Source organism: Devosia psychrophila (assembly GCF_000971275.1).
Lineage (GTDB): Bacteria > Pseudomonadota > Alphaproteobacteria > Rhizobiales > Devosiaceae > Devosia > Devosia psychrophila.
In genome coordinates, this window is record NZ_LAPV01000086.1 from 23,969 (window position 1) to 49,245 (window position 25,277).

Annotated in this window: 23 protein-coding genes; 14 read left to right on the plus strand and 9 right to left on the minus strand. The window is 61.0% G+C overall.

The window, feature by feature from the left end:
* The first annotated feature begins 129 nt into the window (after window positions 1–129).
* Both cckA and WH91_RS07555 read left to right on the plus strand, forming a co-directional pair.
* The gene (cckA, locus tag WH91_RS07550) at window positions 130–2,700 is read left to right on the plus strand and encodes a cell cycle histidine kinase CckA (protein ID WP_046170388.1); all 2,571 of its coding nucleotides are present in this window, start codon (window positions 130–132) and stop codon (window positions 2,698–2,700) included.
* On the plus strand, window positions 2,697–3,092 hold the full coding sequence (locus WH91_RS07555; RefSeq protein ID WP_046170389.1) for a DUF2237 family protein: 396 nt from the start codon (window positions 2,697–2,699) through the stop codon (window positions 3,090–3,092). Before cckA ends, WH91_RS07555 begins: the two co-directional genes overlap by 4 nt.
* 12 nt (window positions 3,093–3,104) lie before the next feature.
* Here WH91_RS07555 and WH91_RS07560 read toward each other — a convergent pair whose 3' ends face one another.
* Window positions 3,105–4,124, minus strand: coding sequence for an aldo/keto reductase (locus tag WH91_RS07560; RefSeq protein ID WP_046170390.1), 1,020 nt, complete (start codon window positions 4,122–4,124; stop codon window positions 3,105–3,107).
* A gap of 56 nt (window positions 4,125–4,180) precedes the next feature.
* Complete coding sequence (gene araD1 / locus WH91_RS07565; protein ID WP_082102060.1) at window positions 4,181–5,176, minus strand: AraD1 family protein; 996 nt, start codon at window positions 5,174–5,176, stop codon at window positions 4,181–4,183.
* A 289-nt stretch (window positions 5,177–5,465) separates the two neighbouring features.
* On the opposite strand from araD1, the gene recA reads away from it, so the two are divergent.
* Complete coding sequence (gene recA, locus WH91_RS07570; protein WP_046170391.1) at window positions 5,466–6,539, plus strand: recombinase RecA; 1,074 nt, start codon at window positions 5,466–5,468, stop codon at window positions 6,537–6,539.
* 174 nt (window positions 6,540–6,713) lie between these two features.
* Entirely contained in the window at window positions 6,714–9,362 is a 2,649-nt protein-coding gene (gene alaS, locus WH91_RS07575) for an alanine--tRNA ligase (RefSeq protein ID WP_046170392.1), read from the plus strand.
* A gap of 172 nt (window positions 9,363–9,534) precedes the next feature.
* Here alaS and WH91_RS07580 read toward each other — a convergent pair whose 3' ends face one another.
* The 3 genes from WH91_RS07580 to WH91_RS07590 all read right to left on the minus strand — a co-directional run bounded on the left by WH91_RS07580 (window position 9,535) and on the right by WH91_RS07590 (window position 11,690).
* Window positions 9,535–10,419 carry a DMT family transporter gene (locus WH91_RS07580; protein WP_046170393.1) on the minus strand — a complete coding sequence of 295 codons (885 nt, stop codon included), beginning with the start codon at window positions 10,417–10,419 and terminating at the stop codon, window positions 9,535–9,537.
* An 87-nt stretch (window positions 10,420–10,506) separates the two neighbouring features.
* Entirely contained in the window at window positions 10,507–11,439 is a 933-nt protein-coding gene (locus WH91_RS07585; protein WP_046170467.1) for a DMT family transporter, read from the minus strand.
* Window positions 11,440–11,483: 44 nt separating this feature from the next.
* Window positions 11,484–11,690, minus strand: coding sequence for a hypothetical protein (locus tag WH91_RS07590; protein WP_046170394.1), 207 nt, complete (start codon window positions 11,688–11,690; stop codon window positions 11,484–11,486).
* An 85-nt stretch (window positions 11,691–11,775) separates the two neighbouring features.
* Here WH91_RS07590 and WH91_RS07595 point away from each other — a divergent pair, with 85 nt between their 5' ends.
* Window positions 11,776–13,470: a vWA domain-containing protein gene (locus tag WH91_RS07595; protein ID WP_158409534.1), complete on the plus strand. Its 1,695-nt coding sequence runs from the start codon at window positions 11,776–11,778 to the stop codon at window positions 13,468–13,470.
* 81 nt (window positions 13,471–13,551) lie between these two features.
* On the opposite strand, the gene WH91_RS07600 is transcribed toward WH91_RS07595, so the two are convergent.
* Window positions 13,552–14,766, minus strand: a complete 1,215-nt coding sequence (locus WH91_RS07600) for an NADP-dependent isocitrate dehydrogenase (protein ID WP_046170396.1) — start codon at window positions 14,764–14,766, stop codon at window positions 13,552–13,554.
* A 103-nt stretch (window positions 14,767–14,869) separates the two neighbouring features.
* On the opposite strand from WH91_RS07600, the gene WH91_RS07605 reads away from it, so the two are divergent.
* Window positions 14,870–15,328: a MarR family winged helix-turn-helix transcriptional regulator gene (locus WH91_RS07605; protein ID WP_052952668.1), complete on the plus strand. Its 459-nt coding sequence runs from the start codon at window positions 14,870–14,872 to the stop codon at window positions 15,326–15,328.
* Between the two features lie 56 nt (window positions 15,329–15,384).
* On the plus strand, window positions 15,385–16,671 hold the full coding sequence (gene fabF, locus WH91_RS07610) for a beta-ketoacyl-ACP synthase II (RefSeq protein WP_046170397.1): 1,287 nt from the start codon (window positions 15,385–15,387) through the stop codon (window positions 16,669–16,671).
* 1 nt (window position 16,672) lies between these two features.
* Here fabF and WH91_RS07615 read toward each other — a convergent pair whose 3' ends face one another.
* Together WH91_RS07615 and WH91_RS22555 are read right to left on the minus strand one after the other, a co-directional pair.
* Entirely contained in the window at window positions 16,673–17,008 is a 336-nt protein-coding gene (locus WH91_RS07615; RefSeq protein ID WP_046170398.1) for a TfoX/Sxy family protein, read from the minus strand.
* Window positions 17,005–17,475, minus strand: coding sequence for a GFA family protein (locus tag WH91_RS22555; RefSeq protein WP_052952669.1), 471 nt, complete (start codon window positions 17,473–17,475; stop codon window positions 17,005–17,007). Before WH91_RS22555 ends, WH91_RS07615 begins: the two co-directional genes overlap by 4 nt.
* Window positions 17,476–17,540: 65 nt before the next feature.
* Between WH91_RS22555 and WH91_RS07625 the strand changes: the two genes are divergently transcribed.
* The 5 genes from WH91_RS07625 (at window position 17,541) to rpsD (ending at window position 21,813) form a co-directional block, all read left to right on the plus strand.
* On the plus strand, window positions 17,541–18,122 hold the full coding sequence (locus WH91_RS07625; protein WP_046170470.1) for a GNAT family N-acetyltransferase: 582 nt from the start codon (window positions 17,541–17,543) through the stop codon (window positions 18,120–18,122).
* 112 nt (window positions 18,123–18,234) lie between these two features.
* On the plus strand, window positions 18,235–18,831 hold the full coding sequence (locus WH91_RS07630; protein WP_046170399.1) for a GNAT family N-acetyltransferase: 597 nt from the start codon (window positions 18,235–18,237) through the stop codon (window positions 18,829–18,831).
* Between the two features lie 56 nt (window positions 18,832–18,887).
* On the plus strand, window positions 18,888–19,697 hold the full coding sequence (locus tag WH91_RS07635) for an RNA methyltransferase (protein WP_046170400.1): 810 nt from the start codon (window positions 18,888–18,890) through the stop codon (window positions 19,695–19,697).
* Between the two features lie 77 nt (window positions 19,698–19,774).
* Window positions 19,775–21,043 carry an MFS transporter gene (locus WH91_RS07640; RefSeq protein WP_046170401.1) on the plus strand — a complete coding sequence of 423 codons (1,269 nt, stop codon included), beginning with the start codon at window positions 19,775–19,777 and terminating at the stop codon, window positions 21,041–21,043.
* A 152-nt stretch (window positions 21,044–21,195) separates the two neighbouring features.
* Window positions 21,196–21,813 carry a 30S ribosomal protein S4 gene (gene rpsD / locus WH91_RS07645; RefSeq protein ID WP_046170402.1) on the plus strand — a complete coding sequence of 206 codons (618 nt, stop codon included), beginning with the start codon at window positions 21,196–21,198 and terminating at the stop codon, window positions 21,811–21,813.
* A 258-nt stretch (window positions 21,814–22,071) separates the two neighbouring features.
* Here rpsD and sbmA read toward each other — a convergent pair whose 3' ends face one another.
* Complete coding sequence (gene sbmA, locus WH91_RS07650) at window positions 22,072–23,373, minus strand: peptide antibiotic transporter SbmA (protein WP_074797432.1); 1,302 nt, start codon at window positions 23,371–23,373, stop codon at window positions 22,072–22,074.
* A gap of 167 nt (window positions 23,374–23,540) precedes the next feature.
* Between sbmA and ttcA the strand changes: the two genes are divergently transcribed.
* Complete coding sequence (gene ttcA, locus WH91_RS07655; protein WP_046170403.1) at window positions 23,541–24,404, plus strand: tRNA 2-thiocytidine(32) synthetase TtcA; 864 nt, start codon at window positions 23,541–23,543, stop codon at window positions 24,402–24,404.
* 11 nt (window positions 24,405–24,415) lie between these two features.
* Entirely contained in the window at window positions 24,416–25,219 is an 804-nt protein-coding gene (locus WH91_RS07660) for an inositol monophosphatase family protein (protein WP_046170472.1), read from the plus strand.
* The last annotated feature ends 58 nt before the right edge of the window (window positions 25,220–25,277 follow it).

A 25,277-nucleotide genomic window follows, 5' to 3' on the forward strand; every position in this document is an offset into this window, starting at 1 on the left:
AGCGGCACACAAGTGGGTCCAGTCGTGTTGAAATCCCAGTTACGCTTCCCGTAGCCTGTGGCCATTTGCTAGACCTGTGGCATGGGCCTGATTCGGGCCGATTGACCGGTTACGGAGCATTCTGGATCCATGGCAACACGGCCGGTTGGCGAGGACAATTATCCCGATCCATTGATGAGCGCGGGGCGCGGCGGCGCCGGCCTGTGGCGCGTCGTCCTGCTCGGGCTGACGCTGGTAACGCTGGCCGTGGTGTTCGTGCTGTTTGGCGACCGCATTTCGCCCGATATCATCATGACCTTTGTCGGCATATTGGCCGTCGTCGGGGTGTTCTGCCTGTTCGGTCTGGCTGCCGGGCTGTTCCGCTTCGCTAACGGCGAAGAACGTCGGACCATTTCCAATGCCGTGGTCGACAGCCTGCCATTTGGCGCCGTGGTGTCCGATCGCGACGGTAAGATATCCTATGTGAACGCCCATTATGGCAGCTTCAGCGGTGCCCTGACCAAGGGCCTGCCAGTGGGCGTGCCACGGCTGTTTGCGGGCCAGTCCGACGCCAGCGAGGCGATTTATCGCCTGTCGCGCGCTGGCAAGGACGGGCGCTCCGCGATGGAGGATATTCGCATCATCGGCGGGTTGGGCGGCTCGGTGGCCGATGCCAGCAAGGCATTCTGGTATCGGGTCTCGGTGCGGCCGTTGCCGGAGTCGGACGAGGCCAGCAAGCCGCTGGTGATCTGGTCCGTCGAGGACATCACCCGCGACAAGGACAATAACGAGAGTGCCTTCCGCGACCTGCAGCGTGCCATAGACTATCTCGATCACTCGCCGGCCGGCTTCTTCTCCGCCGACGCGCATGGCCGCATCCAGTATTTGAATTCCACGCTGACCGACTGGCTGGGCTACGACCTTGCCGAGTTCAATGCCGGCCATCTCGGCCTAGCCGACCTGGTGCGCGGTGATGGCGCCACGCTGTTGATGCGCGGACGCGGCGATGGCGAAATTCGCACCGAGATCATCGATATCGACCTGGTGCGCCGCAATGGCACGAGTTTCCCCGTGCGGCTGCTGCATCGGGCGGCCCGACTGGCCGATGGCGAACTGGGAGAGACCCGGACGCTGGTGCTCGACAAATCCAATGCGCCCGATACCGAGGAGGAGCTGCGCGCTGCCGAAGTGCGGTTCTCGCGCTTCTTCAACGACACGCCGTTCGCCATCGCCACACTCGACGGGGAAGGGAGGATCATCCGCACCAATGCTCCGTTCGGGCGCATCTTCAAGTGGTCAGGCGAGCAGAAGAGCCTCGAAATGCAGCCGCTGGCCGAACTGATCGGCGAGGGCAGTCGCGACAAGTTTGCCCGTGCCATCGCCGACGCCGTCGCGCACCGGTCCGAAGTCGAGCCGGTCGATGCCTTGCTCAGCGCCGAGGGCGACCATGCCGTGCGGCTTTACCTGTCCTCGTCGGAAATCAGCGCCGGCTCTCCCGAACAGGTCAATGTCTATGCGCTGGACATGACCGACCAGCGCAAGCTTGAGGCGCAGTTTGCCCAGAGCCAGAAGATGCAGGCCGTGGGCCAGCTGGCCGGCGGCGTAGCGCATGACTTCAACAACCTTCTCACCGCCATTATCGGCTTTTCCGACCTGCTACTGCTCAAGCACAAGCCGGGGGATCCATCGTTCAGCGAACTGATGCAGATCAAGCAGAATGCCAATCGCGCCGCGGGGCTGACCCGCCAGCTGCTGGCCTTCTCGCGCCGCCAGACGCTGCGGCCACAGACGCTCGAGCTGCCGTTGATCGTCGATGACCTGACCGTGCTGCTCAAGCGGATGATCGGCGAGAAGAATGTTCTGAGCGTCGAGCATGGCCGCAATATTTGGCCGGTGCGCGCCGACGTTGTGCAGTTGGAACAGGTCATCATCAACCTGGTCGTCAACGCCCGCGACGCCATGCCGAATGGCGGTTCGATCACCATACGCACCAGCAATGTGGAACGATCGGAAGCCGAGCGGCTGACTTTCGAAGGCATGGTGCCGGCCGACTATGTGTTGATCGACGTGCAGGACACCGGCACCGGCATGAGCCAGGACGTGCTGGAAAAGATCTTCGAGCCGTTCTTCACCACCAAGGAACTGGGCAAGGGCACCGGCCTTGGCCTGTCTACGGTGTATGGCATCGTGAAGCAGACCGAGGGCTATATTTATCCGGTGTCGGTGCTTGGCATCGGCACGACGTTCAAGATTTTCCTGCCGCGGCATGTGCAGGTGGCCAGTGAACTGGCGGCCAAGACGGCAATAGCCGCGCCGGTCCGCGACCTCACCGGCCACGAACGCATCCTGCTGGTCGAGGACGAGGAAAGCGTGCGCGCATTCTCGGCGCAGGCCCTGCGCGCCACCGGCTATGAGGTGTTCGAGGCCGATGGCGGCGAGGAAGCGCTGGAGGTTCTGGAAGACCTCGAGTTCAAGATCGACCTGATGATTTCCGACGTCGTGATGCCGGAAATGGACGGGCCGACCCTGCTCAAACACGTGCGCCAAACCATGCCGCATCTCAAGGTGATTTTCGTTTCCGGCTATGCCGAGGAAAGCGTGCGCCGCGATATCGAGGACGACCAGAGCGTCGAATTTTTGCCCAAGCCGTATTCGCTCGACCAGATTAACACCAAGGTCAAGGAAGTGTTGCAGATGGTCGACCCGAGCGATTTCAATTGAACGAGCAGGGTCGCTTCGAGGGACCGAGTGAATACAACGTGCTCGGCGAAGCGCTGCAGCCCTGTTCCAGCGATCCGCTGACCGGCTTTTTCCGCACTGGCTATTGCGCCGCTGGGCCCGATAGTGGGGCGGTGCATCTGGTGTGCATACAGGCGAGCGACGCGTTCCTTGCCTATTCCAAGTCGGTCGGCAATGACCTGTCGACAGCCATGCCGCAATTCGCCTTTCCGGGTCTCGTGGCGGGTGATCGCTGGTGCCTCGTCGTCAAGCGTTGGTTGCAGGCGCATGAAGCAGGCAAGGCGCCGAGGGTATTCCTGCGCGCCACCAATCAGGCGGTTCTGGGATATGTTCCGCTTGAGATCATCAGGACTTACGCGCTGGATTTGAACTGAGGACTGATGCCGTCAAGCCGTGCCGCCGGGGATGGGCGTGCCGGGCGCCAGCAGTTCCCTGTCGGCCAGAGCGGTCCACAGTTCACCGGGGATTTTGACATCCCACCAGTCGAGAATGCCATCCAGCTCCTGCGGTGAGCGCGGGCCGGGCAGTACGTTGCAGACGGCCGGGTGGGTGAGCGGGAATTGCAGCGCCGCGGCGGGGAGAGGTACGCCAAACTCGCGGCACACTGTCTCGATGGCGCGGACCTTGGCGACGATCTCGTCAGGCGCTTTCTCGTAGTTGAACTTGTCGCCGCCAACCAGAATACCGGAGTTGAACGGTCCGCCGACCACAACCGAAGTGCCGCGCTCAATGCAGGTGGTCATGAACGGGGTGAGCGAGGTTTGTTCGAGCAGGGTATAGCGGCCGGCCAGCAGGAAGACGTCCCAATCGCCCAGCTCGAAGGCGTCCATCAGGATCTGCCATTCGTTGACGCCGAGGCCGATCGCCTTGACCACGCCTGCATCGCGCAACTCGCGCAAGGCCTTGTAGCCGCCACTAGCTAGTTGCGCCCAAAGCGGCTTGTTGCCCTCGACGCCATGCGTCGCTGCGCCGATGTCATGCACATACAAAATGTCGATGTCCTTGAGGCCCAGCCGCTGCTGGCTATCCTCGAACGAGCGCATCACGCCGTCGTAGGAATAGTCGTAGACCTGATTGAAGGGCAGGGGATCGACCCACGCGCCTTTGTCTTGCTTTTCGGCATCGACCGGCTTCAGCAGGCGGCCGACCTTGCTAGACAGCACCACCCCAGCGCGGCGTTCGCGCAGGGCGTCGCCGACCATATGTTCGGAGCGGCCGAGGCCGTATTGGGGGGCGGTGTCGACATAGTTGATGCCGGCATCTAGCGCATGAGCGACAGTGGCGCGGGCCTGCTCGGGCGGTACGCCGGTGAAAATGCCGGCGAGGGAAGCCCCGCCGAGGCCGAGCGTCGTCACTTCCAGATCGGTGCGTCCGATGCGGCGTTTTTCGAAGGTGCGAGCAGCCATGTTATCCCTCCCAAGAGCGGAGGGATAACTGACATGTTAGTTGCCCGGCTTCAAGCTCAATAGAGATTACCAATGCTGAGCGGCTGCTCGCTCTCGTTGCTGACCGGGTTGCGCAAGGCTGCGCCGAACTGGGCCGCCTCGATTTCGAAGATGTCGTTGGCCTCGGTCTTGATACCGTCCGCAAAGCTCAGCGTCGCGGTGCCGAACATATGCACATGCACGTCGCCGGGGCGGCGGAACAGGTCATATTTGAAGTGGTGATATTCGAGGTTGGCGATGGTGTGGCTCATATTGTCCTCGCCGCTGAGGAACGCCTTTTCCCACAGCACCTTGCCATCGCGCCAGATGCGCGACTTGCCCTCGATATGGGCCGGAAGGTCGCCGATTCGAAGTTCCGGGCCAAAGGCGCAGGCGCGCAGCTTGGAATGGGCCAGGTAGAGATAATTGACCCGTTCGGTGACGTGGTCGGAAAACTCGTTGGCCAAGGCAAAGCCGAGGCGGCGGGGCTGGCCTTCGTGGTCGATCAGATAGATGCCGGCGATTTCGGGCTCCTCGCCGGCGTCGAGCGCAAAGCTCGGCGAGGGGATCGGATGGCCCGGATTTATCACCGAGTAGCCATTGCCCTTGTAGAACCACTCGGGCTGGACGCCCTTCTGGCCCGCTGCAGGCTTGCCGCCTTCCAAGCCCATGCGGAACATCTTCATGGTGTCGGTGAGGCCGGTTTCCGCCTGACCGCTATTGGCGGTGTGCATTGCGTCGCGGGTGGCTGCGGAACCGAGATGGGTCAGGCCGGTGCCGGTCACATAGAGATGGGCGGGATCGGGATGATCGACGGGGGCCAGCATGCGGCCGTCGGCCAGGATGGCGTCGCGATCAACGGTGTCGCCCAGGCCCATTTCGGCGATCAGGGCGCCAAGTCCGTCGGCGCGGGTCAGAGCGGACATGGCCAGCTCGTAAACGCTGCTGGCACCATTCACGACGCGCGTAACGTCGTTGTCCACGGCGCCGACAGCACGCTCGCCTCTAGTGTCGAAAAACTGGATCAGATTCATGGCGCGGCTCCTCAACGTCAGCGCATGGCGCGAATTGGAGGCATAAAGCGCAACCGGGCCCATAGTGGCAAGTCCAAAAATCATACTTATCGGATAAGCGTCATATTCTGATATTGGATTGGTCGGCTTCCTCGCTCTTGAGTCTCGTCGTTATTTTCTTCGATGTTCCTATTTTGTCCATTGACAGCGTTGGAACAAAATGAGAACAAATAGCGCATATTCAATACATGGCCACCAGCGGTTTCGGCGCGTTGCGCAGCCTCCCAGAGCGTGGAATAAGGAGAGACAAATGGCTAACGCGCCGCTTCGTGTAGTTGAAGGTGGATCGATGGATAAGGAAAAGGCACTTGCCGCGGCGCTCAGCCAGATTGAGCGCAATTTCGGTAAAGGCTCGATCATGCGCCTTGGAGAAGCTTCGGCGATCGAGGTCGAATCGATCTCGACCGGATCGCTCGGTCTCGATATCGCGCTTGGTATTGGCGGCCTGCCAAAGGGCCGTATCGTCGAGATTTTTGGGCCGGAAAGCTCTGGCAAGACGACGCTGGCGCTGCATGTCATCGCCGAGGCCCAGAAGCTCGGTGGCATCTGCGCCTTCGTCGACGCGGAACATGCGCTTGATCCGATCTATGCCCGCAAGCTGGGCGTCAGCGTCGATGACCTCCTGATCTCGCAGCCAGATGCTGGCGAGCAGGCTCTCGAAATCACAGATACGCTGGTTCGCTCCGGCGCCATCGACGTGCTGGTGATCGATTCGGTGGCTGCGCTGACCCCGCGCGCCGAGCTCGAAGGCGAAATGGGCGATGCACTGCCCGGCCTGCAGGCCCGTCTGATGAGCCAGGCCATGCGCAAGCTGACCGGCTCGATCTCCAAGTCCAAGTGCCTGGTCATCTTTATCAACCAGATCCGCATGAAGATTGGCGTAATGTACGGCTCGCCCGAAACGACCACCGGCGGCAATGCGCTCAAGTTCTACGCTTCGGTTCGCCTTGATATTCGCCGCATCGGCGCTATCAAGGATCGCGAAGAAGTTGTCGGCAACCAGACCCGCGTCAAGGTGGTCAAGAACAAGCTGGCACCGCCATTCCGTCAGGTCGAATTCGACATCATGTATGGCGAAGGCATTTCCAAGACCGGTGAATTGCTCGATCTGGGCGTCAAGTCTGGCATCATCGAGAAGTCGGGTGCCTGGTTCTCCTGGGATAGCCAACGTTTGGGGCAGGGCCGTGAAAACGCGCGCCAGTTCCTCAAGGACAACCCAGCCATGGCGGCAACCATCGAACAGGGCGTGCGTGAAAGCTCGGGCCTGCTCGGCGAAGTGCTGCTGGCAGCCGGTCCCGATGACGACGCGGGTAGCGACGAATAAGTTTTCCTCCCCATGCAGGGATTTTTCGAGGCATCGCGCAAGCGATGCCTCTTTTCTTTCCAGAATGGCCCTATGGGCGCCGCAATGCTGGACAGGGCCGCAAGCTGCACGATAGAAAGCTGGCAAAACTTGTCTGCGGCGCCTGGCGCCAGATTTCTCAGTGAAAGCCTCTAGATGACCAGCGTAAACGACCTTCGTTCGAGCTTTGTCGACTATTTTGCCCGCAATGGTCACGAGCCAGTGGCGTCCAGCCCTTTGGTGCCACGCAACGATCCGACGCTGATGTTCACCAATTCAGGCATGGTGCAGTTCAAGAACACTTTCACCGGTGTCGAAAAGCGCCCCTATTCTCGTGCAACCTCGGCGCAGAAATGCGTTCGTGCCGGCGGCAAGCACAACGATCTCGACAATGTGGGCTTCACAGCACGCCACCACACATTCTTCGAGATGCTCGGCAATTTCTCGTTCGGCGATTACTTCAAGCCGGAGGCGATCGAGCTGGCCTGGAACCTGCTGACCAAGGACTGGGGCCTGGCCAAGGACAAGCTGATGGTCACCGTCTATGAGGATGATGACGAGGCGCTGAACCTGTGGAAGAAGATTGCCGGCATTGGCGAGGATCGCATCGTGCGGCTCGGCGCCAAGTCCAACTTCTGGCAGATGGGCGATACCGGTCCCTGCGGTCCGTGCTCGGAAATTTTTTACGACCACGGGGACCATGTCTGGGGCGGTCCTCCGGGCTCGCCCGAGGAGGATGGCGACCGCTGGATCGAGATCTGGAACCTGGTGTTCATGCAGTATGAGCAGCATGGCGACGGCAGCCGCACCGGTCTGCCGCGTCCCTCGATCGATACTGGCATGGGCCTCGAGCGTGTTGCCGCCGTGATGCAGGGCGTGCACGACAATTACGATATCGACCTGTTCAAGTCGCTGATCGGCGCTGCCGCCAATGCCACTAATGTCGATATCAAGGGCGAAGGCAATCGCAGCCTGCGCGTTATAGCCGATCACCTGCGCTCAATGAGCTTCCTGATCGCCGAGGGTGTTCTGCCCTCGAATGAAGGCCGTGGCTATGTGCTGCGCCGCATCATGCGACGTGCCATGCGCCATGCGACAATGCTCGGCAGCAACGAGCCGGTGATCTACAAGCTCGTCCCTACGCTGGTGCGCGAGATGGGCCAGGCCTATCCCGAACTTCGCAGCGGCGAAGCGCTGATTGCGGAGACGGTCCGGCTCGAAGAAGGTCGCTTCCTCAAGACGCTGGGACGAGGCCTGCAGATACTGGCCGACGAGACTAAGGATATGGGCGAGGGCGCGGTGCTTGACGGCACCAGCGCCTTCAAGCTCTACGACACCTTTGGCTTCCCGCTGGACCTGACCCAGGATGCCCTGCGCCTGCGCGGCATCACCGTCGACCAGCCCGGCTTCGACGCCGCTATGGCCGCCCAGAAGGCTGAGGCCCGCAAAAGTTGGTCCGGCTCGGGCGAAGCTGCCACCGACACCGTCTGGTATGGCCTGCTCGACAAGCTCGGCCCCACCGAATTCCTCGGCTACGAGACCGAAACGGCGGAGGGCGAGGTCAAAGCCCTGCTCAAGGACGGCGCCGAAGTTGCTGCACTTGCCGATGGCGAGGAAGGCTTCGTGGTGGTGAACCAGACGCCGTTTTATGGCGAAAGTGGCGGCCAGGTGGGCGATACCGGCCTGATAAAGGGCGAGGGTGTTGCTGCCACCGTCATCGAAACGCATAAATTCCACGGCGTCTTTGCCCACAAGGTCAAGGTTACCGAGGGAACGCTCAAGCTTGGCCAGCCGCTCACGCTGCTGGTCGATCACCAGCGTCGCTCGTCGATCCGCGCCAACCACTCGGCCACCCATCTGTTGCACGAGGCCTTGCGCATCGTTCTCGGCGACCATGTCGCGCAAAAGGGTTCGATGGTATCGCAGGACCGGCTGCGCTTCGATTTTGTCCACACCAAGCCGGTCACCGACCAGGAAATGGCTCAGGTCGAAGACATCGCCAATGCCATCATTCTGCAGAACACTCCGGTCGAAACGCGCCTCATGGGCGTCGAGGACGCCAAGGAATCCGGCGCTCGCGCGCTGTTCGGCGAAAAGTATGGCGATGAAGTCCGCGTCGTGGCAATGGGCCAGCCAACCGGCAATGGCCTGGGTTGGTCGGTCGAACTTTGCGGCGGCACGCATGTGCGCCGCACTGGTGATATTGGCCTCGTGTCGATCGTCGCCGAAAGCGCAGTTGGTGCTGGCGTGCGCCGCATTGAGGCACTGACCGGCAAAGCCGCGCGCCATCGCGGCAACACCAATGTGGCCATCGTCAATTCGGCGGCGGGCCTGCTGCGGTCCGGCACGCATGAAGTGCTCGACCGCATCGGGGCGCTGCAGGATAATATCAAGAAAATCGAGCGCGAGCTGACCGAGGCGCGCAAGAAGCTGGCACTCGGTGGCGGTAACGGTTCGGGTGATACAGTGTCTGCCGACGACGCCGTCAATGGCGTCACCTATGTTGGTCGCGTGGTCGAAGGCATCGCGGCCCGGGACGTCAAGGGTCTGGTCGACAGTGAGAAAAAGCGCATCGGTTCGGGTGTTGTCACTTTGGTGCTCAAGGGCGACGACGGCAAGGGCACCGTGGCGATAGGCGTCACCGATGACCTGACATCGCGCTTTGCTGCGGGTGAATTGATCAAGCTGGCTACGGCCGCGCTTGGCGGTCAGGGCGGCGGCGGTCGACCCGACATGGCGCAGGGCGGCGGGCCGGATGGGTCCAAGGCGGCGGACGCTATCGCGGCGGTGCGCGGCGCGCTGTAGCGCCAATAAGTGCCCGCCACACTCCGCTTTCTTCTCCCTCGGACTTGATCCGAGGGTCTTTCGCGGCTTGTACCGTGTTGAGGGTGGCCCTCGGGTCAAGCCCGAGGGAGAAGAAAAGCTTGGGGCGCCGTGGTGCGGGAAGGTTGGATTGCCTCCGAAGTTGCGTCCGCTCCTAAAGCCCGGTGCGGAAGAAGAACAGCCGAGGCTTCCAGACGATCTTGAGCCTTTCGGTCATTACATTAGCCAGGCCGGCGGCCAGCACGATGACCATGCCGATGATGGCGATATAGTCGGGATATTCGCCAAAGAACGCCGCGCCGAAGACGATGGCCCAGATGAGTTGGCTGTATTGTACCGGCGCCACCATGTTGGCGGGCGTGCGCTTGACGGCGGCGATGAGCAGCAGGCCACCGGTGCCGCCGAGCAGGCCGATGCCCAGGAAAACTGCCAGTTGCTCTAGTGTCGGTACTACGAAAAACGGTAGCATCAGCAGTCCGTTGATTAGACCCGAATACATTACTTGCAGGCCCACGAGGCTCACCCTGCGTTCGCGAGGCGCGACATAGCGCAGGACGATGGTGGTGATGCCGCCAAAGAAGACGCTGCAGAGGATCGCCAGGTGGCCCAGTTGCAGCTCGCGCACGCCGGGGCGGATGACCAGCACCACGCCGAGAAAGCTGATGATCAGCAGGAGCCAGCGGTGCGGCGCTACGTGTTCCTTCAGCACCAGCACGCCGAGAAAGGTGACCATGATCGGCGTCAGGAAACCAATGGCATAGACGTCGGCAAACGGGATGTGAGTGAAGGCGTACATGACGCAGGCGGTGCCGCAGATGGCAGTCGCGCAGCGCAGGTGAACCAGCCAGGGATGGCGGAGCTTGTAGAGGTCGCGCCAGCGCTCGTTACGCTTGGTCAGCATAGCCGGAACGATCGAGAAACTGGTGGTGAAGAAGGCGATCTCGAACACCGACATCTGCGGTCCGGTTATCTTGATCAGTGCATCGGCGACGGAAAAACTGGCATAGGCCAAAAAGGCGAGGATGACGCCGACAGGCATCGCAAATATCCGACAATATGAGGAAAAGACTCAGTGGGCTAACCTACCATACAAGTGCTTTCCGAACCCGTCGACTGGCGGTGCTGGCTAAATTTCCGGTCCCTGGACTTCGGTGATGTTGCTCGGCGGGCCGGGGCGGCTGGCGCGATATTCGGCAAAGCGGCCGGCAATGCGGGTGCGGGCGCCATCGATGAAGACGTTGACGAGACCGGATAGCACCACGACGCCGAGCCCGATATAGGCCAGCAGGTCCGGGTATTCGAAGTAGAAGAAGGCGCCGAGCCCGATGGCCCAGACGATCTGCACATACTGGATAGGGGCGACCTGGCTGGCCGGTGCGTTGCGCGTGGCGGCGATCAACAGGATGTGGCCCATGCCGACGAGACTGCCGCTGGCGATCAGAAGGCCAAACTGATGCATGGTGGGCAGCACGAAGCCGGGAGCCATCAGCACCGCATTGATGACGATCAGGTAGAGTGCGGGCAGGGCAATCAGGCTGACGCGTTTCTCCGTAGGGGCGATAACGCGCAGAATTGTCGTGGTCGAGGCGCCGAACACCGCGCAGAGCAGGGCGGTCAGGTGGCCGAATTCGAGTTCGCGAAAGCCGGGCTGCACAACCAGCATGACGCCGAGGAAGCCCAGGCCCAGCATGGCCCAGCGCACCAGATCGACCTTTTCCTTGAGGATCAACACCGACATCACGGTGATGAACAGCGGCATCATGAAGACCAGAGAATAGGTCTCGGCAAAGGGAATGGTGGTGAAGGATATGGTTACGAGGATCGACGATGCGACGCCGGTGAAGGACCGTAGATGCACAAGGCCGGTGTGGCGAAGCTTGAAGCTATCACGCCAGTGTTCACTTTTGGGCTTGGCGAAGATCGCAGGAATCAGCCCGAACAGCGCGATGAAAAAGCCGATCTCGAATACGGACAGGCTCTGGCCGAACCCCTTGATGATGGCATCGCCACAGGAATAGACCGAATAGGCAACAACAGCATAAAGCACGCCGGTCGGCATGATGAAATCCAGAGGCAAGAGGGGCTTGGCGATTTTTTGCGACCCTAGTGTGTGGCGCAGATTCCGTCGATGGAAATCATTGCCTCGGTAACGCGGCTTGCCGTAGCGGCGTGAGCCCCCGCATCAGTGCCGTCGATGGTTTCGACGCCCTCCTTGGGCTCACCGACCTTGTCGGCGGGCCGTTTCTCGTCTGCTTGATGCGCTGGCGCAAATCGGACGAGTAATTGTTGTGGTCGCTGAATAAAGCTCATCTCGGCGTCATTTGCCGAGTGATTTGAATTGCACCCAGTTATGCAATCCTCAATAATCGAGGGTGCAGTTGCTGGAGGGCTACTCATGAGGATGGTTCGAAATATTGTACTGGGGGTTGTAGCGGCGCTCAGTTTTGCGTTACCGGCTGTCGCTGCCGAGCGCGCCATCATTGTGCTGGATGGTTCCGGCTCGATGTGGGCGCAGATCGACGGCAAAGCGCGCATCACCCTTGCCCGCGAGACGCTGCACAAGGTGCTGGCGACGCTGCCCGACGATCTTGAACTGGGATTGATGGCCTATGGCCATCGCGAGAAGGGCAATTGCGCCGATATCGAAATGCTGATCGAGCCGGCAGTGGGCACCGGCGCTGCCATTGCTGCGGCGGCCGACGCGATCAACCCCACGGGTATGACCCCAATTTCCGACGCGGTGCGCCTTGCCGCCGAAAACCTTCAGTACACCGAGCGGAAGGCCACCGTGATCCTGATCACCGATGGGCTCGAAACCTGCGAGGTCGACCCCTGCGCGCTGGCGGCTGACCTCGAGAGCAAGGGCATCGACTTCACCACCCATGTGCTGGGATTCGGCCTGTCCGACGAAGAAGGCCAGCAGGTGGCTTGCCTCGCCGAAAACACCGGCGGCCAGTACCTGTCGGCCGAAGACGGCGACGCGCTGGTCAGAGCGCTGACCACCACGGTTGCCCAGGTTACGCAGGCCGCGCCTGCGCCAGTTGTCGAGTCCGAGCCCGAGCCGGTGCCGGTGCTGGAATACAATTACAAGCCAACAGCATCGCTGTCGGAAGGCGGCCCGGATATCGTTGACGACAAGGCCGATCTGGTCTGGACCTGGTACAAGGTCGCGGCCGATGGGGGCGAGGGCGAATATGTCGGCACCGACTATTACTCGACCTTCGAAGGCAGCTTGCCGCCCGGCGACTATTACATGACGGCAACGCTGGACTATGCCAACTCGTCGCAAGTCGTCACCATCGAAGAAGGCAAGGCTGCAGCGCCGCATTTCGTCATCAACGGCACGGTGCTCAAGCTGCATCCAATGGCCAGCGAGGGTGGGGAAGTGGTCGATGAAGCTTCGACCGAAGTCAGCCTTGCCGGGGAATATGTCACTACCAGCTACGGCGATTTCGATGTCGTAGTGCCCGCCGGCATGCTTGAAGTCACCGTGGCGATCGGCGAGGCCAGTGTAAGCCGCACTTATCAGGCCGAGGCCGGCGCGACCATCGACGAAGACGTCATTGTCGGCTCGGCTACCGCACACGTGGTCTCGGAATATGTCGCGGGCACTCCGGTTGCAGGTGATATCTCTATCGAGATCGTAGGAGCAGGCGTAGCGTTGGATGGCACCCGCGAGGGTGTCGCGACCAGCTATGGCGGCGACCTGACCTTCGACCTGGGCGAGGGCGATTATGTCGCGATCTACGACCTGGGCGGCGCTACCGGGGAAGTACCTTTCTCGGTGAAGTCTGGCACGAGCGTCGAAGTGCCTATCGTGCTCGATGCTGGCGTGCTCCTGGTCACTACGCCGGGCGACAACTATGTCGAGATTTTCAGCGTCACAAAGAATATCGAGGGCAACCGTAAATCCTTTGATTATGGTTATGGTCCGGACTTCCAGACCACGCTGGCGGCCGGGGATTACATCGTTGCGACGAGGTTCGGCGATGCGGTTACGGAGACGCCGGTCAACATCAAAGCTGGGGAGCGGTTCGAGTTGACGGTTGAAGCGGCTCCGGCTGCTCTGGCTGGCGGGAAGAAGAAGTAGGTTTTTTCAAGAGCGGTACCCGCTAACAAAAGAGGCCGGGTCTTGCGACCCGGCCTCTTTATTTCTAGCCCACCAAATGGCTTACGCCATGGCTTTCTGCAGGTTCTGGTCGATGGCGTCGAGGAAGCCGATGGTCGAGAGCCATGGCTGATCGGGGCCGACGAGCAGGGACAGGTCCTTGGTCATCTTGCCTTCTTCGATGGTGTCGACCACGACCTTTTCCAGCGTCAGCGAGAACTTGGCCAAGGCCTCGTTGTCGTCGAGCTTGGCGCGGTGCGCGAGGCCACGGGTCCAGGCGAAAATCGACGCCGTCGAGTTGGTCGACGTTTCCTTGCCGGCCTGATGCTGGCGGTAGTGACGGGTGACCGTGCCGTGGGCGGCTTCGGCTTCGACGATCTTGCCGTCCGGTGTTGCCAGAACCGAGGTCATCAGGCCGAGCGAACCAAAGCCCTGCGCCACGATGTCGGACTGCACGTCGCCATCATAGTTCTTGCAGGCCCAGACGTAGCCGCCGGACCATTTCAGGGCCGAAGCGACCATGTCGTCGATCAGGCGATGTTCGTACCAGATCTTCTTGGCTTCGTATTTTTCCTTGAATTCGGCTTCGTAGATTTCCTGGAAAATGTCCTTGAAGCGTCCGTCATAGGCCTTGAGAATGGTATTCTTGGTCGACAGGTAGCAAGGCACGCCGCGGTTGTAGGCGTAGTTCAGCGACGAATAGGCGAAGTCGCGGATCGAGGCGTCGAGGTTGTACATTGCCATGGCAACGCCAGCGCCGGGCGCTTGGTAAACTTCGTGCTCGATGACCTTGCCGTCTTCGCCGGTGAACTTGATCGACAGCGTGCCCTTGCCGGGGAACAGGAAGTCGGTGGCCTTGTACTGGTCGCCGAAAGCGTGGCGGCCGACGATGATCGGCTGGGTCCAACCGGGCACCAGGCGCGGCACGTTCTGGCAGATGATGGGCTCGCGGAAGATCACGCCGCCGAGGATGTTGCGGATGGTGCCGTTGGGCGACTTCCACATCTTCTTGAGCTTGAACTCTTCAACGCGCTGCTCATCAGGGGTGATGGTGGCGCATTTGATGCCGACGCCGTGCTTCTGAATGGCATGGGCGGCGTCGATGGTGATCTGGTCGTTGGTCGCGTCGCGGCTTTCGACCGAAAGGTCATAATATTCGATCGGCAGGTCGAGGTAGGGATGGATGAGCTTGTCCTTGATCGCCTGCCAGATGATCCGGGTCATCTCGTCGCCGTCTAGATCGACGATGGGGTTGGCGACTTTGATCTTGCTGCTCATCGGAAATATCTCCCTGAATTCCGTATATTGGCCTCCTCGGCCAGCTCGGCTGCCCGTATAGCATCGGTAGACAAAAGCGCAAAGACCGCCTCGGCATGGGGGCTTGCCGTTTGACATCGTGCATATACACGGTTATCTGAGCGGCATGGTCGACGATTTCGATATCTGCATGTTGCTCAATACCAGGATGGCGGCGCGGGCGATTACCCGCCGCGCAGACGGCAAGCTGCGGCCGTTCGGCATTACGGGGGCCCAGCTGTCCATTCTCGGCTCGCTGCGCAATCACCCCGGCCGCTCGGTCACCGAAATGTCCGATGCTATTGCCATGGACCGAACGACGCTGTCGCGCAATCTGGCGCTGCTGGAACGCAATGGCTTCGTCACCGCTTCTCCCGCAATACGTGGCAATGGCCGCATTGGCGCGGTCACCGAAGCGGGCGACAAAGTCATCGATGCCGCATTGCCGGAATGGCGCAGGGGGCAGGCCGAGCTGCGAGTCCTGTTATCCGATCCGAATTTCGACACCATGATTGCCGGCCTGCGGCAATTGTCGCGCGTCTAGACACAGACGGCCGCGCGGTTTACCCGAATGCCTGCATACGCACTTTAGGAGATCCCATGCTGAAGCCCGATCCTACCGATCCCATCGTTGTCACCGGCATGGGTGCCGTCAGCCCGCTGGGCGTCGGCGTTGAGACCCTATGGCAGGGCCTCGTGACCGGCCGTAGCGGCATCGTCCACAATGACCGTTTCGATACATCGGACTTCGTCAGCCAGATTGCCGGACTCGTGCCGGTCAAGCCAGCTGATCCGAACGGTTTCGACCCTGCCGATTTTATCGACGGCAAGGAAATCAAGAAGATGGACCTGTTCATCCAGTATGCCATCGGCGCCGCAAGCGAAGCGCTGGACCAGGCGGGTTGGCATCCGACCGAACTGCAGGACCAACTGGCCACTGCCACAATCATTGGTACGGGCGTCGGCGGATCGCCGGTGATGGCGCGGGCGGTCGAAATCATTCAGACCAAGGGCCCGCGCCGGCTGTCGCCGTTCACCATCCCGTCTTTCCTGGCTAATCTCGCGGCTGGCTGGCTGTCCATTTTGCATAGCTTCCGCGGTCCGATCGGCACGCCGGTCACCGCCTGCGCGGCGTCGGCCCAGGCTATCGGCGATGGCATGCGGTTGATCATGACCGGCGAGGCGGAAGTTGCAGTAGTTGGCGGCGCTGAAGGCTCGGTTGACCCGATTTCCGTTGGCGGCTTTGGCGCTTCGCGCGCCCTCAGCGCCAGCTATGCCGATGCGCCACACAAGGCTTCGCGTCCGTTCGACAAAGGCCATGACGGCTTCGTGCTGTCCGAAGGCGCTGCCGTGCTGGTGATCGAAAAGCTCAGCCATGCCCGCGCCCGCGGCGCAGTCCCACTGGCAGTGCTGGCCGGTTATGGCACGTCGGCAGATGCGTATCACCTTACGGCCGGGTCGCCCGACGGGGCCGGTGCTCAGGTCGCCATGCGCAATGCGCTGACAATGGCCGGCATTGACCAGAGCCAGGTCGGCTATGTCAACGCCCACGCCACGTCCACCGCAGTGGGCGATACGGCAGAGATCGCCGGCATTTCGGCGGTGTTCCCGGGTCGTGGCAAGGATCTGGCGGTTTCGTCCACCAAGTCGGCCACCGGTCACTTGCTGGGTGCTGCCGGTGCGCTCGAAGCGATCATTTCCATCAAGGCGCTGCGCGAAGGGCTGCTTCCGCCCACCATCAATCTCGAGGATCCGGCCGAGGACGCAAACGTGTTCGACTTGGTGGCTAACACTGCCAAGCCGAAGGCCATCGAATATGCCCTGTCGAACTCGTTCGGCTTCGGTGGCGTCAACGCCGCGCTGGTGTTCGGCAAAGCGCCGAGCTGATCTATTTGGGCGGCAGGGTATCGACAAAGCGCCGTGCCCTGCCGATCCAGTCGAGCAAAGTGTCGTCGTCTTCCAGCACGTCGCCGCTGACCTGCACGAAGCCGCCCATGGTCCTGGCGCCCATGGTCATCGGGCCGGCGCCAGGCAGGGCGAGACTTTCATCCATGCCTTCCTTGCCGACGCGCACCAGCATGCCGCCGTCCTTCATCGGGCAAACCAGCATGTTGCCAGCCAGCATGAAGCATCGGCCACCGAACATCTTCTTCTCGCTGGTCGGCAGCATGGGCGGCAACAGGTCGCGAATGCGGCCCGAAAGCTCTTCTGAGGCGAGGCTCATGGCGGCGCATCCCGGTAGCGCTCATGGCGGGGCAGGTGATCCGCTACCAGATCCCAGCCGCGGTGGCTGCGGTTGAAAATTAGTTGATTGGGCACGAACCAGTCGTTCTGACCCGAGAACAACCCGACGGGCAATATCCTGAACGCCGGGGCGCGCGAACTCTGTGCATAGATGGTGGTGCCGCATTTCGGGCAGAAGTGCCGCGTGAAGGTGGCGCCGGAATCGGCTGGTCTTGCATGCGATTTCGTTGCGCCAGTCACCCTCACCGCTTCGGTTGATAGCAGCACGACGCTGGAATGGCCGCTGCCGGAGACGCGTTGGCAGTTGTCGCAGGCACATTGAAACATTGAGATGACGCGTCCCTTTGCCGTCAGCGTGATGGCGCCGCAATCGCAGTGCGCGTTGAGGTCTATCTCTGGGTGTTCTGGACCGTACATGGCGATCAGGCTGGCATGCAGGTTCGCCATGGGCAAGGCCAGTCTTGCCTTTGCCCGCCCGAGTGGCGAGAGTGCGCCGCCAAATGGGGGCAGGCATGTCGCTCTATCCGGTTTACCCGCTGCGCACCGAAAGGCTGACCCTTCGCCCGTTTACCCGGGGTGATGTCGATGCCGTCTACGCCTATCGGCGGCGCGAGGACGTGACGCGCTATCTGTTCGACACGGCTCTGAGCCGGGAAGAATGCGCACTGGCCGTGCAGCAGCGCATCGGGCAGTTGGCGCTTGAAGCCGAAGGCGACAAGATCATTCTCGGCGTCGAACTCGATGACAACGGCGCGCTGATCGGCGAAGTCTCGCTGATCTGGCGCAGTGTCGAGGCGCGGCAGGGCGAAGTCGGCTGGATTTTCGATCCGAACTATCACGGGCATGGCTATGCGACGGAAGCTGCCAATGCCCTGCTGGACCTGGCATTCGGCCCCGGCGCCATTCACCGTGTTGCGGCGCGGTGCGATGTGCGGAACGAGCCTTCCTGGCGCCTGATGGAGCGCCTTGGCATGCGCCGCGAAGCGCATTTCCGCGAGCATGCGCTGTTCAAAAGCCAGTGGGACGAAGAGTTCATTTACGCCATCCTGTGGCAGGAGTGGCAGGCTCTGCGCGGCGAGCAAACGCCCACCTGATGTACAATCGCCCGGACGTCCGGGAGAAAAAATTTTCTAGGTGCAGCAGGAACTTCCATGAATTTGGCGACGTTGTCGCTTCGGGTCGTCACGTGGTAGGGAGCACCATCTCATGTCGTCACTTTCTTTGCCAATCCAGACAGATCGACTGGTCCTTCGGACTTTTGAGCGCAGCGACATCGACGGGCTTAGCGCCTACCATGCCCTTCCATCGGTGCAGCGCTATGTGTTCAGCCGCACCCGCGACGCCTCCGAAGTGGCTAGCGCGCTCGGCATCATGCGCGGTCATGTCAGCCTGCAGCGCCCCGGAGATACCCTGACCCTCGCCATGGTTTGCAAGGGCGAAAAGGTTTTGGTGGGTCACGTCTCCCTGCACTGGTCCGATGCTACGGCGGGGCAGGGCGAAGTGCGCTTCTGCATCAATCCGGCCTATGCCGGGCAGGGCTTCACCCGCGAAGCGCTCAGTGCGCTCTATGACCTGGCCTTCGATCATTTCCATATTCATCGCGTGTTCGCACGCTGCGATGGCCGCAATCATCACTCGATCAAGCTGATGCAGCAGATGGGCATGCGCCTTGAGGCCCATTACCGCGAGCATGCTTTGTTTCAGGGCGAATGGGATGAGGAATTGCACTTTGCCATCCTCGACCGCGAATGGCAGCGTTGGACCAAGGTCAAGGACCTGCCGGTTCGTCACCGCGTCGCCTGATTGCCCTGATGCGCAAAAACCGGCTATGAGCGCCTGAACTTTCAGGATTAGCGCCCATGGCCGGAACCGACACGTCCATCAAGATCGAGCTGCGGCCCACCCCTGCAGTAATTCTTTGCGAACCGCAGCTGGGCGAGAATATCGGCACGGCCGCTCGTGCCATGGCTAACTTCGGCCTATGGGACCTGCGGCTGGTCCGCCCGCGCGATGGCTGGCCTAATGAGCGCGCGGTCGCAGCCGCCTCGCGCGCCGATCACGTCATCGAACGCGTTCGCGTGTTTGAGACGCTGGAAGACGCGATCGCCGACCTGACTTTGGTTTTGGCGACCACAGCTCGCTCCCGAGATTTGCAAAAGGAAGTCATTGGCCCCGACGACGCCGCCATCCGCATGGCGGCGCAGATCGGGTCTGGCAAGGGCGTCGGCCTGCTGTTTGGGCGCGAAAAGTGGGGCTTGCTCAATGAAGAAGTTGCGCTGGCCGATTGCATCGTCACTCTGCCGGTCGAGCCGGCCTTTGCTTCCCTCAATATTGCCCAAGCCGTGCTGCTGATGGCTTATGAATGGCGGCGGCATAGCGACGTGGGCGCAAAATTGCCGTTCGCAGACGCCATGGCCGATGTCGCGCCACGCGAGGAACTGCTGGGCCTGTTCGGACATCTCGAAACGACGCTAGACGGTTCGGGTTTCTTTACCGCGCCGGACAAGCGCCCTACCGTGATCAACAATCTGCGCACCATGCTGGAACGCGGCAAGTTTACCAGCCAGGAAATCCGCACCCTGCGAGGCGTAATTTCCTCGATCGACCGCAAGCATCAACGCCCCAATCCGAACCGGCACAAGCCGGCAGAGAAGACCGACGACGATTGAGTCGTTTCTTACCTTTCCCCCGAGGCTTTAGGTAAGAAGCCTTTGACTGCGGCATTCTTGCATGGCATTTCCAGCCCATGAGCACGCCAGCCCCCGCCGACAAATCCCGCCTTGCCTTTACCTATGTCGGTTTTCGCTTCTTCTGGCTGACCACCCTGTTGGTCAGCTTCGCGGTGCAGATCATGTCGGTGTCGATTGCCTGGCAGATCTACGATGTCACGGGCAATGTCTTCCTGCTTGGCCTTGTCGGGCTTAGCCTCTTCCTGCCGGCGCTGCTACTGATGCTACTCACCGGCCTCACCGCCGATCGTTTCAACCGGCGCGGCATAATGGCGATTTGCCTAGGTGTGGAACTGATTTGTGCCCTGGGGTTTCTGGCCTTCGTCAATGCGCAGGCGCATGAAGTCTGGCCGATTTTTGGCATTCTGGTGGTGCTCGGCACGGCGCGGGCTTTCTGGGGGCCGGCGGCGCAGTCACTGGCGCCCAATCTGGTGCCGCCAGAAGCGCTCAGCAACGCCATCACCGTCAACGCCTCAGCCTGGCAGTTTGCCTCGATCATGGGACCGGCAGCGGGCGGCCTGCTTTATGGCATTGCGCCAACTATCGCTTTTGGCACAGGCGCTGTCCTGCTGGTCATTGCCGTGGGCTGCGTGCTGCTGATTCCAAAACCCGCGCAAAAGAGCGCCGGGCAGGCGACCAGCCTCGAGACCGTATTCGGGGGCTTCCGCTACATTTTTTCCAACAAGGTGGTGCTGGGCGCCATTTCGCTCGACATGTTCGCCGTGCTGATGGGCGGGGCGGTGGCCCTGCTGCCTGTCTACACCAAGGACATCCTGCATGCCGGCCCGCAGGAGCTTGGGCTGTTGCGCGCGGCGCCCGGCATCGGCGCCATCGTCATGGCGCTAGTGCTGACGCGGTTTCCAATTCGCGACCACGCCGGCAAGATGCTGTTCGTGTTCGTCGGATGTTTCGGGCTGTTCACCGTTATCTTTGGCATCTCGACCACGGTGTGGATTTCGATTCCTGCTTTGGCACTGGTCGGCGCGTCCGATATGGTCAGCGTCACGATCCGCGAGACCATCATGCAGCTATGGACGCCTGAAGAAGTGCGCGGTCGTGTGAACGCGGTAAATTCGGTGTTTATTGGCGCTTCCAATGAACTCGGCGAGTTCCGCGCCGGCACCGTGGCTCACTTTATCGGGCCAGTTGCAGCCGTTGCCGTGGGCGGGGTGGGCGCCATTGCGGTGGCCATTATCTGGAGCATCATCTTCCCCGGCCTGCGCCAGCAGCGCAGTCTCGACAAGAAGATGGTGGCCGATGGGTCGAGTGCACCGGAGTCCGCTTGACGGAACTGTCGTAATTGCCTAAGACGCGCCCACCTATCCGGGCCTTTGGCTCATAGGCGCACCCGGGATCTCCTGAATATTTGGGGTCTGTCGGTCATCCGCGAGGATGGCAGAGGAGGGCGCGATCCGTTCACATTCTAGAAGGATACGCGATGTCAAAGCGCATTTCTGCCAAGCACAAAATTGATCGCCGTCTCGGCGAAAACATCTGGGGCCGTCCCGGCTCCCCGCTCAACGCTCGCGCCTATGGCCCCGGCCAGCATGGCCAGCGCCGCAAGGGCAAGCTGTCTGACTACGGTCTGCAGCTCCGCGCCAAGCAGAAGCTCAAGGGCTACTACGGTTCGGTCACCGAGAAGGCTTTCAAGAAGCTTTACACCGAAGCTGCCCGCGTCAAGGGCGACACCGGCGAGAACCTGATCGGCCTGCTCGAGAGCCGTCTGGACGCGATCGTCTACCGCGCCAAGTTTGTTGCTACCGTGTTCGCTGCGCGCCAGTTCGTGTCGCATGGTCACATCCTGATCAACGGCAAACGCGTCAACATCCCATCCTATCAGGTTCAGGTTGGCGACAAGATCGAAGTGCGCGAGCGCTCAAAGCAGATCGCCGTGCTGATCGAAGCGACCCAGTTGTCGGAGCGCGACGTTCCCGATTACGTCGAGACCGACCACAACAAGATGACCGCAACCTACATCCGCGTGCCGTCGCTGGCCGACGTGCCATACCCGGTCCAGATGGAACCGAACCTGGTCGTCGAATTCTACTCGCGCTAAGCGCAGTCGAATAACAGAATTGAAAAGGGCCGCTCCTCGGAGCGGCCCTTTTTGTTTGAACATAGTTGCCTCGGCTCCTTTTAACCCTCTTCCTCAAGGGAGAGGACAGGGTGAGGGGTTCAGCGGCTGGCGAGGGCGCGGTGCAACCAACGAACGCCGAACCCCTCACCCGACGCTGCGCGTCGACCTCTCTGCTCAGGAACGAGGTGATAAGGCAACTCCCTGCAAAGAAACCCCTTCTTCGACCTCCCCTTAGCCTTAGAATTGCGCGGGCAGCTGGGGTATTGCATCGCTGGTGGGTGGGGTCGCCAGTTCCCGCAGGAAGATCGGGTCGTCGTAGTCGTTGGCGGCGATGGCATCGTGCGGAATATTCGCTTCAAAGGCGCGTAGACGCTTGAACACCGAAATCAGCGAAATGATTGTGGTCCATGAGTTGGCGAGAAACTTGAATGAATCCTCCACCTGGCCAAACGCATTGTTTACTTGCTGGAACAGCCCAAGGGTCATTGAACCGGCAACAATGGACGGACCCATTGCGATCAGTGGCACGAAGTTGGAGCCCTGCAGGTAAGCGTAGCGCGCGATGTTGAAATACAGGTAGTGCCGATACAGCCGGAAATAATTGTGCTGCATGTTGATGAACAATTGCCGCATTGTCACCGGCTCGGCGCGCTCGCCATGGTCTTCGCCATAGACGAGTTCCTTACGGAAAGCGGCCTCGACGCGCTGGTTCTCAAATTCTAGCCCCGGCAGTTTCCAGCCCACCGCAGCAAGCAGCACGGTGCCAAAGGCTGAAGAAACCAGCGCTACCCAGACCAGACTGCCGTTCACCGGGCCGAAAAACGGCAGTTCGGTAATGTTAGACGACAAGTCCCATAGCAGCGGCAAAAATACGATCAGCGTCATCACCGACGCTACCAGCGATACGGCCAGTCCCTCTACAATGCTGGCGAAGCGCTGTGTGTCTTCCTGAATACGCTGCGAGGCACCTTCGATGTGGCGCAAATGCTGCCAGTGGCTCTGATAGAAAAAAGTCATGGCTCGCCGCCAGCGGAACAGGAAGTGCGCGATAAAGAATGCGTTAATGACCAGCACGGTGATGTTGGGGATCAACACATAGGCGACGGTCCAGATTTCTCCGAGGAACTGGTCGAGCGTTACCGTGCCGGGCGTGGTCAGTGCCGTTTGGATCAGGTTGTAGAATTCGCCGTACCAGTCGTTCAGCCAGGCGCTGATCTGGACGTTGAAGTAGACGATCTCGATGATCGTCACGCTGCCCACCACGCTCCACCAGTACCAGCGGCGATTGCCGCCTATCCAGTACCAAGGGATGCAGAACAGATAGCCGGTGGCCAACACATATTGGTAGAGCCAAACCTTGTCCGACGAGAAGAACGGTTCGGGGTTGGCTTCGGTTACTGGCACGCCGAGCCAAGGGCCAAGGCTTAGAAAGCCCTGCAGGTTGGATCCGATAGTGTACCAAGCCACCATGACCAGTGCGATCCAGCACAGGGCAGACGTGAAGAATAAGCGCGGATTAGGAAAGAAAGATCGAAACACCGCGAAACTCCTGGGTGCCGGGGAATGCTGTCATCTAACGGTTGTAATCTGGCCTAAAGCAAGGGGGCCGAATTAATCTTTGGTAAGGTTTGCGCCGCCCGGTTTTCCTTCCCCTGTGCGTCCATGCGCGCTATCAGCTACGTCATGACATCAAAGAGAGTTTCGCCATGAGTGAGGTCATGGATGCGCCGGTCGCAGACGATGCGGAAACCGGCGGCCACGCGATCTACGCCCATGCGCCGCGCAGTGGCGAGTTCAACAAGCTGCGCAAGCGGTTGATCCGCAATACGCGCGAGGCGCTTGACAAATTCGCCATGGTTCGGCCGGGCGAGAAGTGGCTGGTGGCGTTGTCAGGTGGCAAAGACAGCTACTCCATGCTGGCGCTGCTGCTTGACCTCAAATGGCGCGGCATGCTGCAGGTCGAGCTGCTGGTGTGCAATCTCGACCAGGGACAGCCCAACTTCCCCAAGCATATCCTGCCTGAATTCCTCACCGGACTGGGCATCGAGCATCGCATCGAATATCGCGACACCTATTCGATCGTCACCCAGAAGCTGCCGACCGGCGCCACCTATTGCTCGCTGTGCTCGCGCCTGCGCCGCGGCAATCTCTATCGTATCGCGCGGGAGGAGGGCTGCACCGCGCTGGTGCTCGGCCATCACCGTGACGACAGCCTCGAAACCTTCTTTATGAACATGTTTCATGGCGGGCGCCTCGCCGCCATGCCGGCGCGCCTGCTCAATGACGAGGGTGACCTCGAAGTGTTGCGTCCCTTGATCTACTGCGGCGAGGAAGACCTGCAGCGTTTCTCCGACGCCATGGCCTTCCCGATCATCCCCTGCGACCTTTGTGGTTCGCAGGATGGCCTCGAGCGCAACGCCATGAAGGCCATGCTGAACGACATCGAAAAGCGCATGCCGGGCCGCAAGGATGTGATGATCCGCGCGCTGGGCAACATCAACGCCAGTCATATGCTCGATACAAAACTGTTCGACTTTGCCGGGCTGTTCGACAAGAGGACTGCCCCGTGACTTTCGACGTGATGGAACTGGCCAATATCCTGCGCGACGCCGCCCGCGCCGAAGCCCTGCCGCGCTTCCGCCGGCTCGATGCCAGCATGGTCCATATCAAGACCGAGGCGATCGACCTGGTCACCGAGGCCGATGTGGCGACCGAGAACGTCATCAAGGCGCGGATCGCTTCGTTCATGCCCGATGCGCTGTTTGTCGGCGAGGAATCGGTGGCTGCCGATCCGGCGCTGCTGACGCGCCTTGCCACGGCCGATTTGGCGGTGGTGGTGGATCCGATTGATGGCACGGCCAACTACGCCGCCGGCCTGCCGCTGTTCGCCACCATGGCCGCAGTGGTGTCCAAGGGCCAAACCATTGCTGGTATCATTTATGACCCGATGGGCGACGACTGGGTGATGGCCGAAAAGGGCAGTGGTGCCTGGCTGCGCCGGCCTAACGGCGAGGCAATTCGCCTCAGCGTAGCTGATCGATTGCCGCTGGCCGAGATGGTCGGCATGGCGTCGGTGGCCTATATGCCCAGGGAGAAGCGCGCGCAGATCCTGCAGAACACCGACAAGGTGCGGCTTCTGTCCAACTTCCGCTGCGCTGGTCATGAATACCGTACCTTCGTGTCCGGGCACGGACAGTTCGTTTGCTACAACAAGCTTATGCCTTGGGACCATCTGCCCGGCGTGCTGATCGCCCAGGAAGCTGGTGGGTTTGCGGCACGGCTGGATGGAGGGGCGTATCTGCCGAGCCATGTGGATGGCGGGTTGTTGTTGGCGGTTGATCGTGACGCATGGGAAGAATTGCGGCGGGAAGTGTTTGCATTCTAGCGGGTACCCCCACCTACACCCCCCTGATAGGGAGGGGCAGACCGAGTTTTTGGCAACG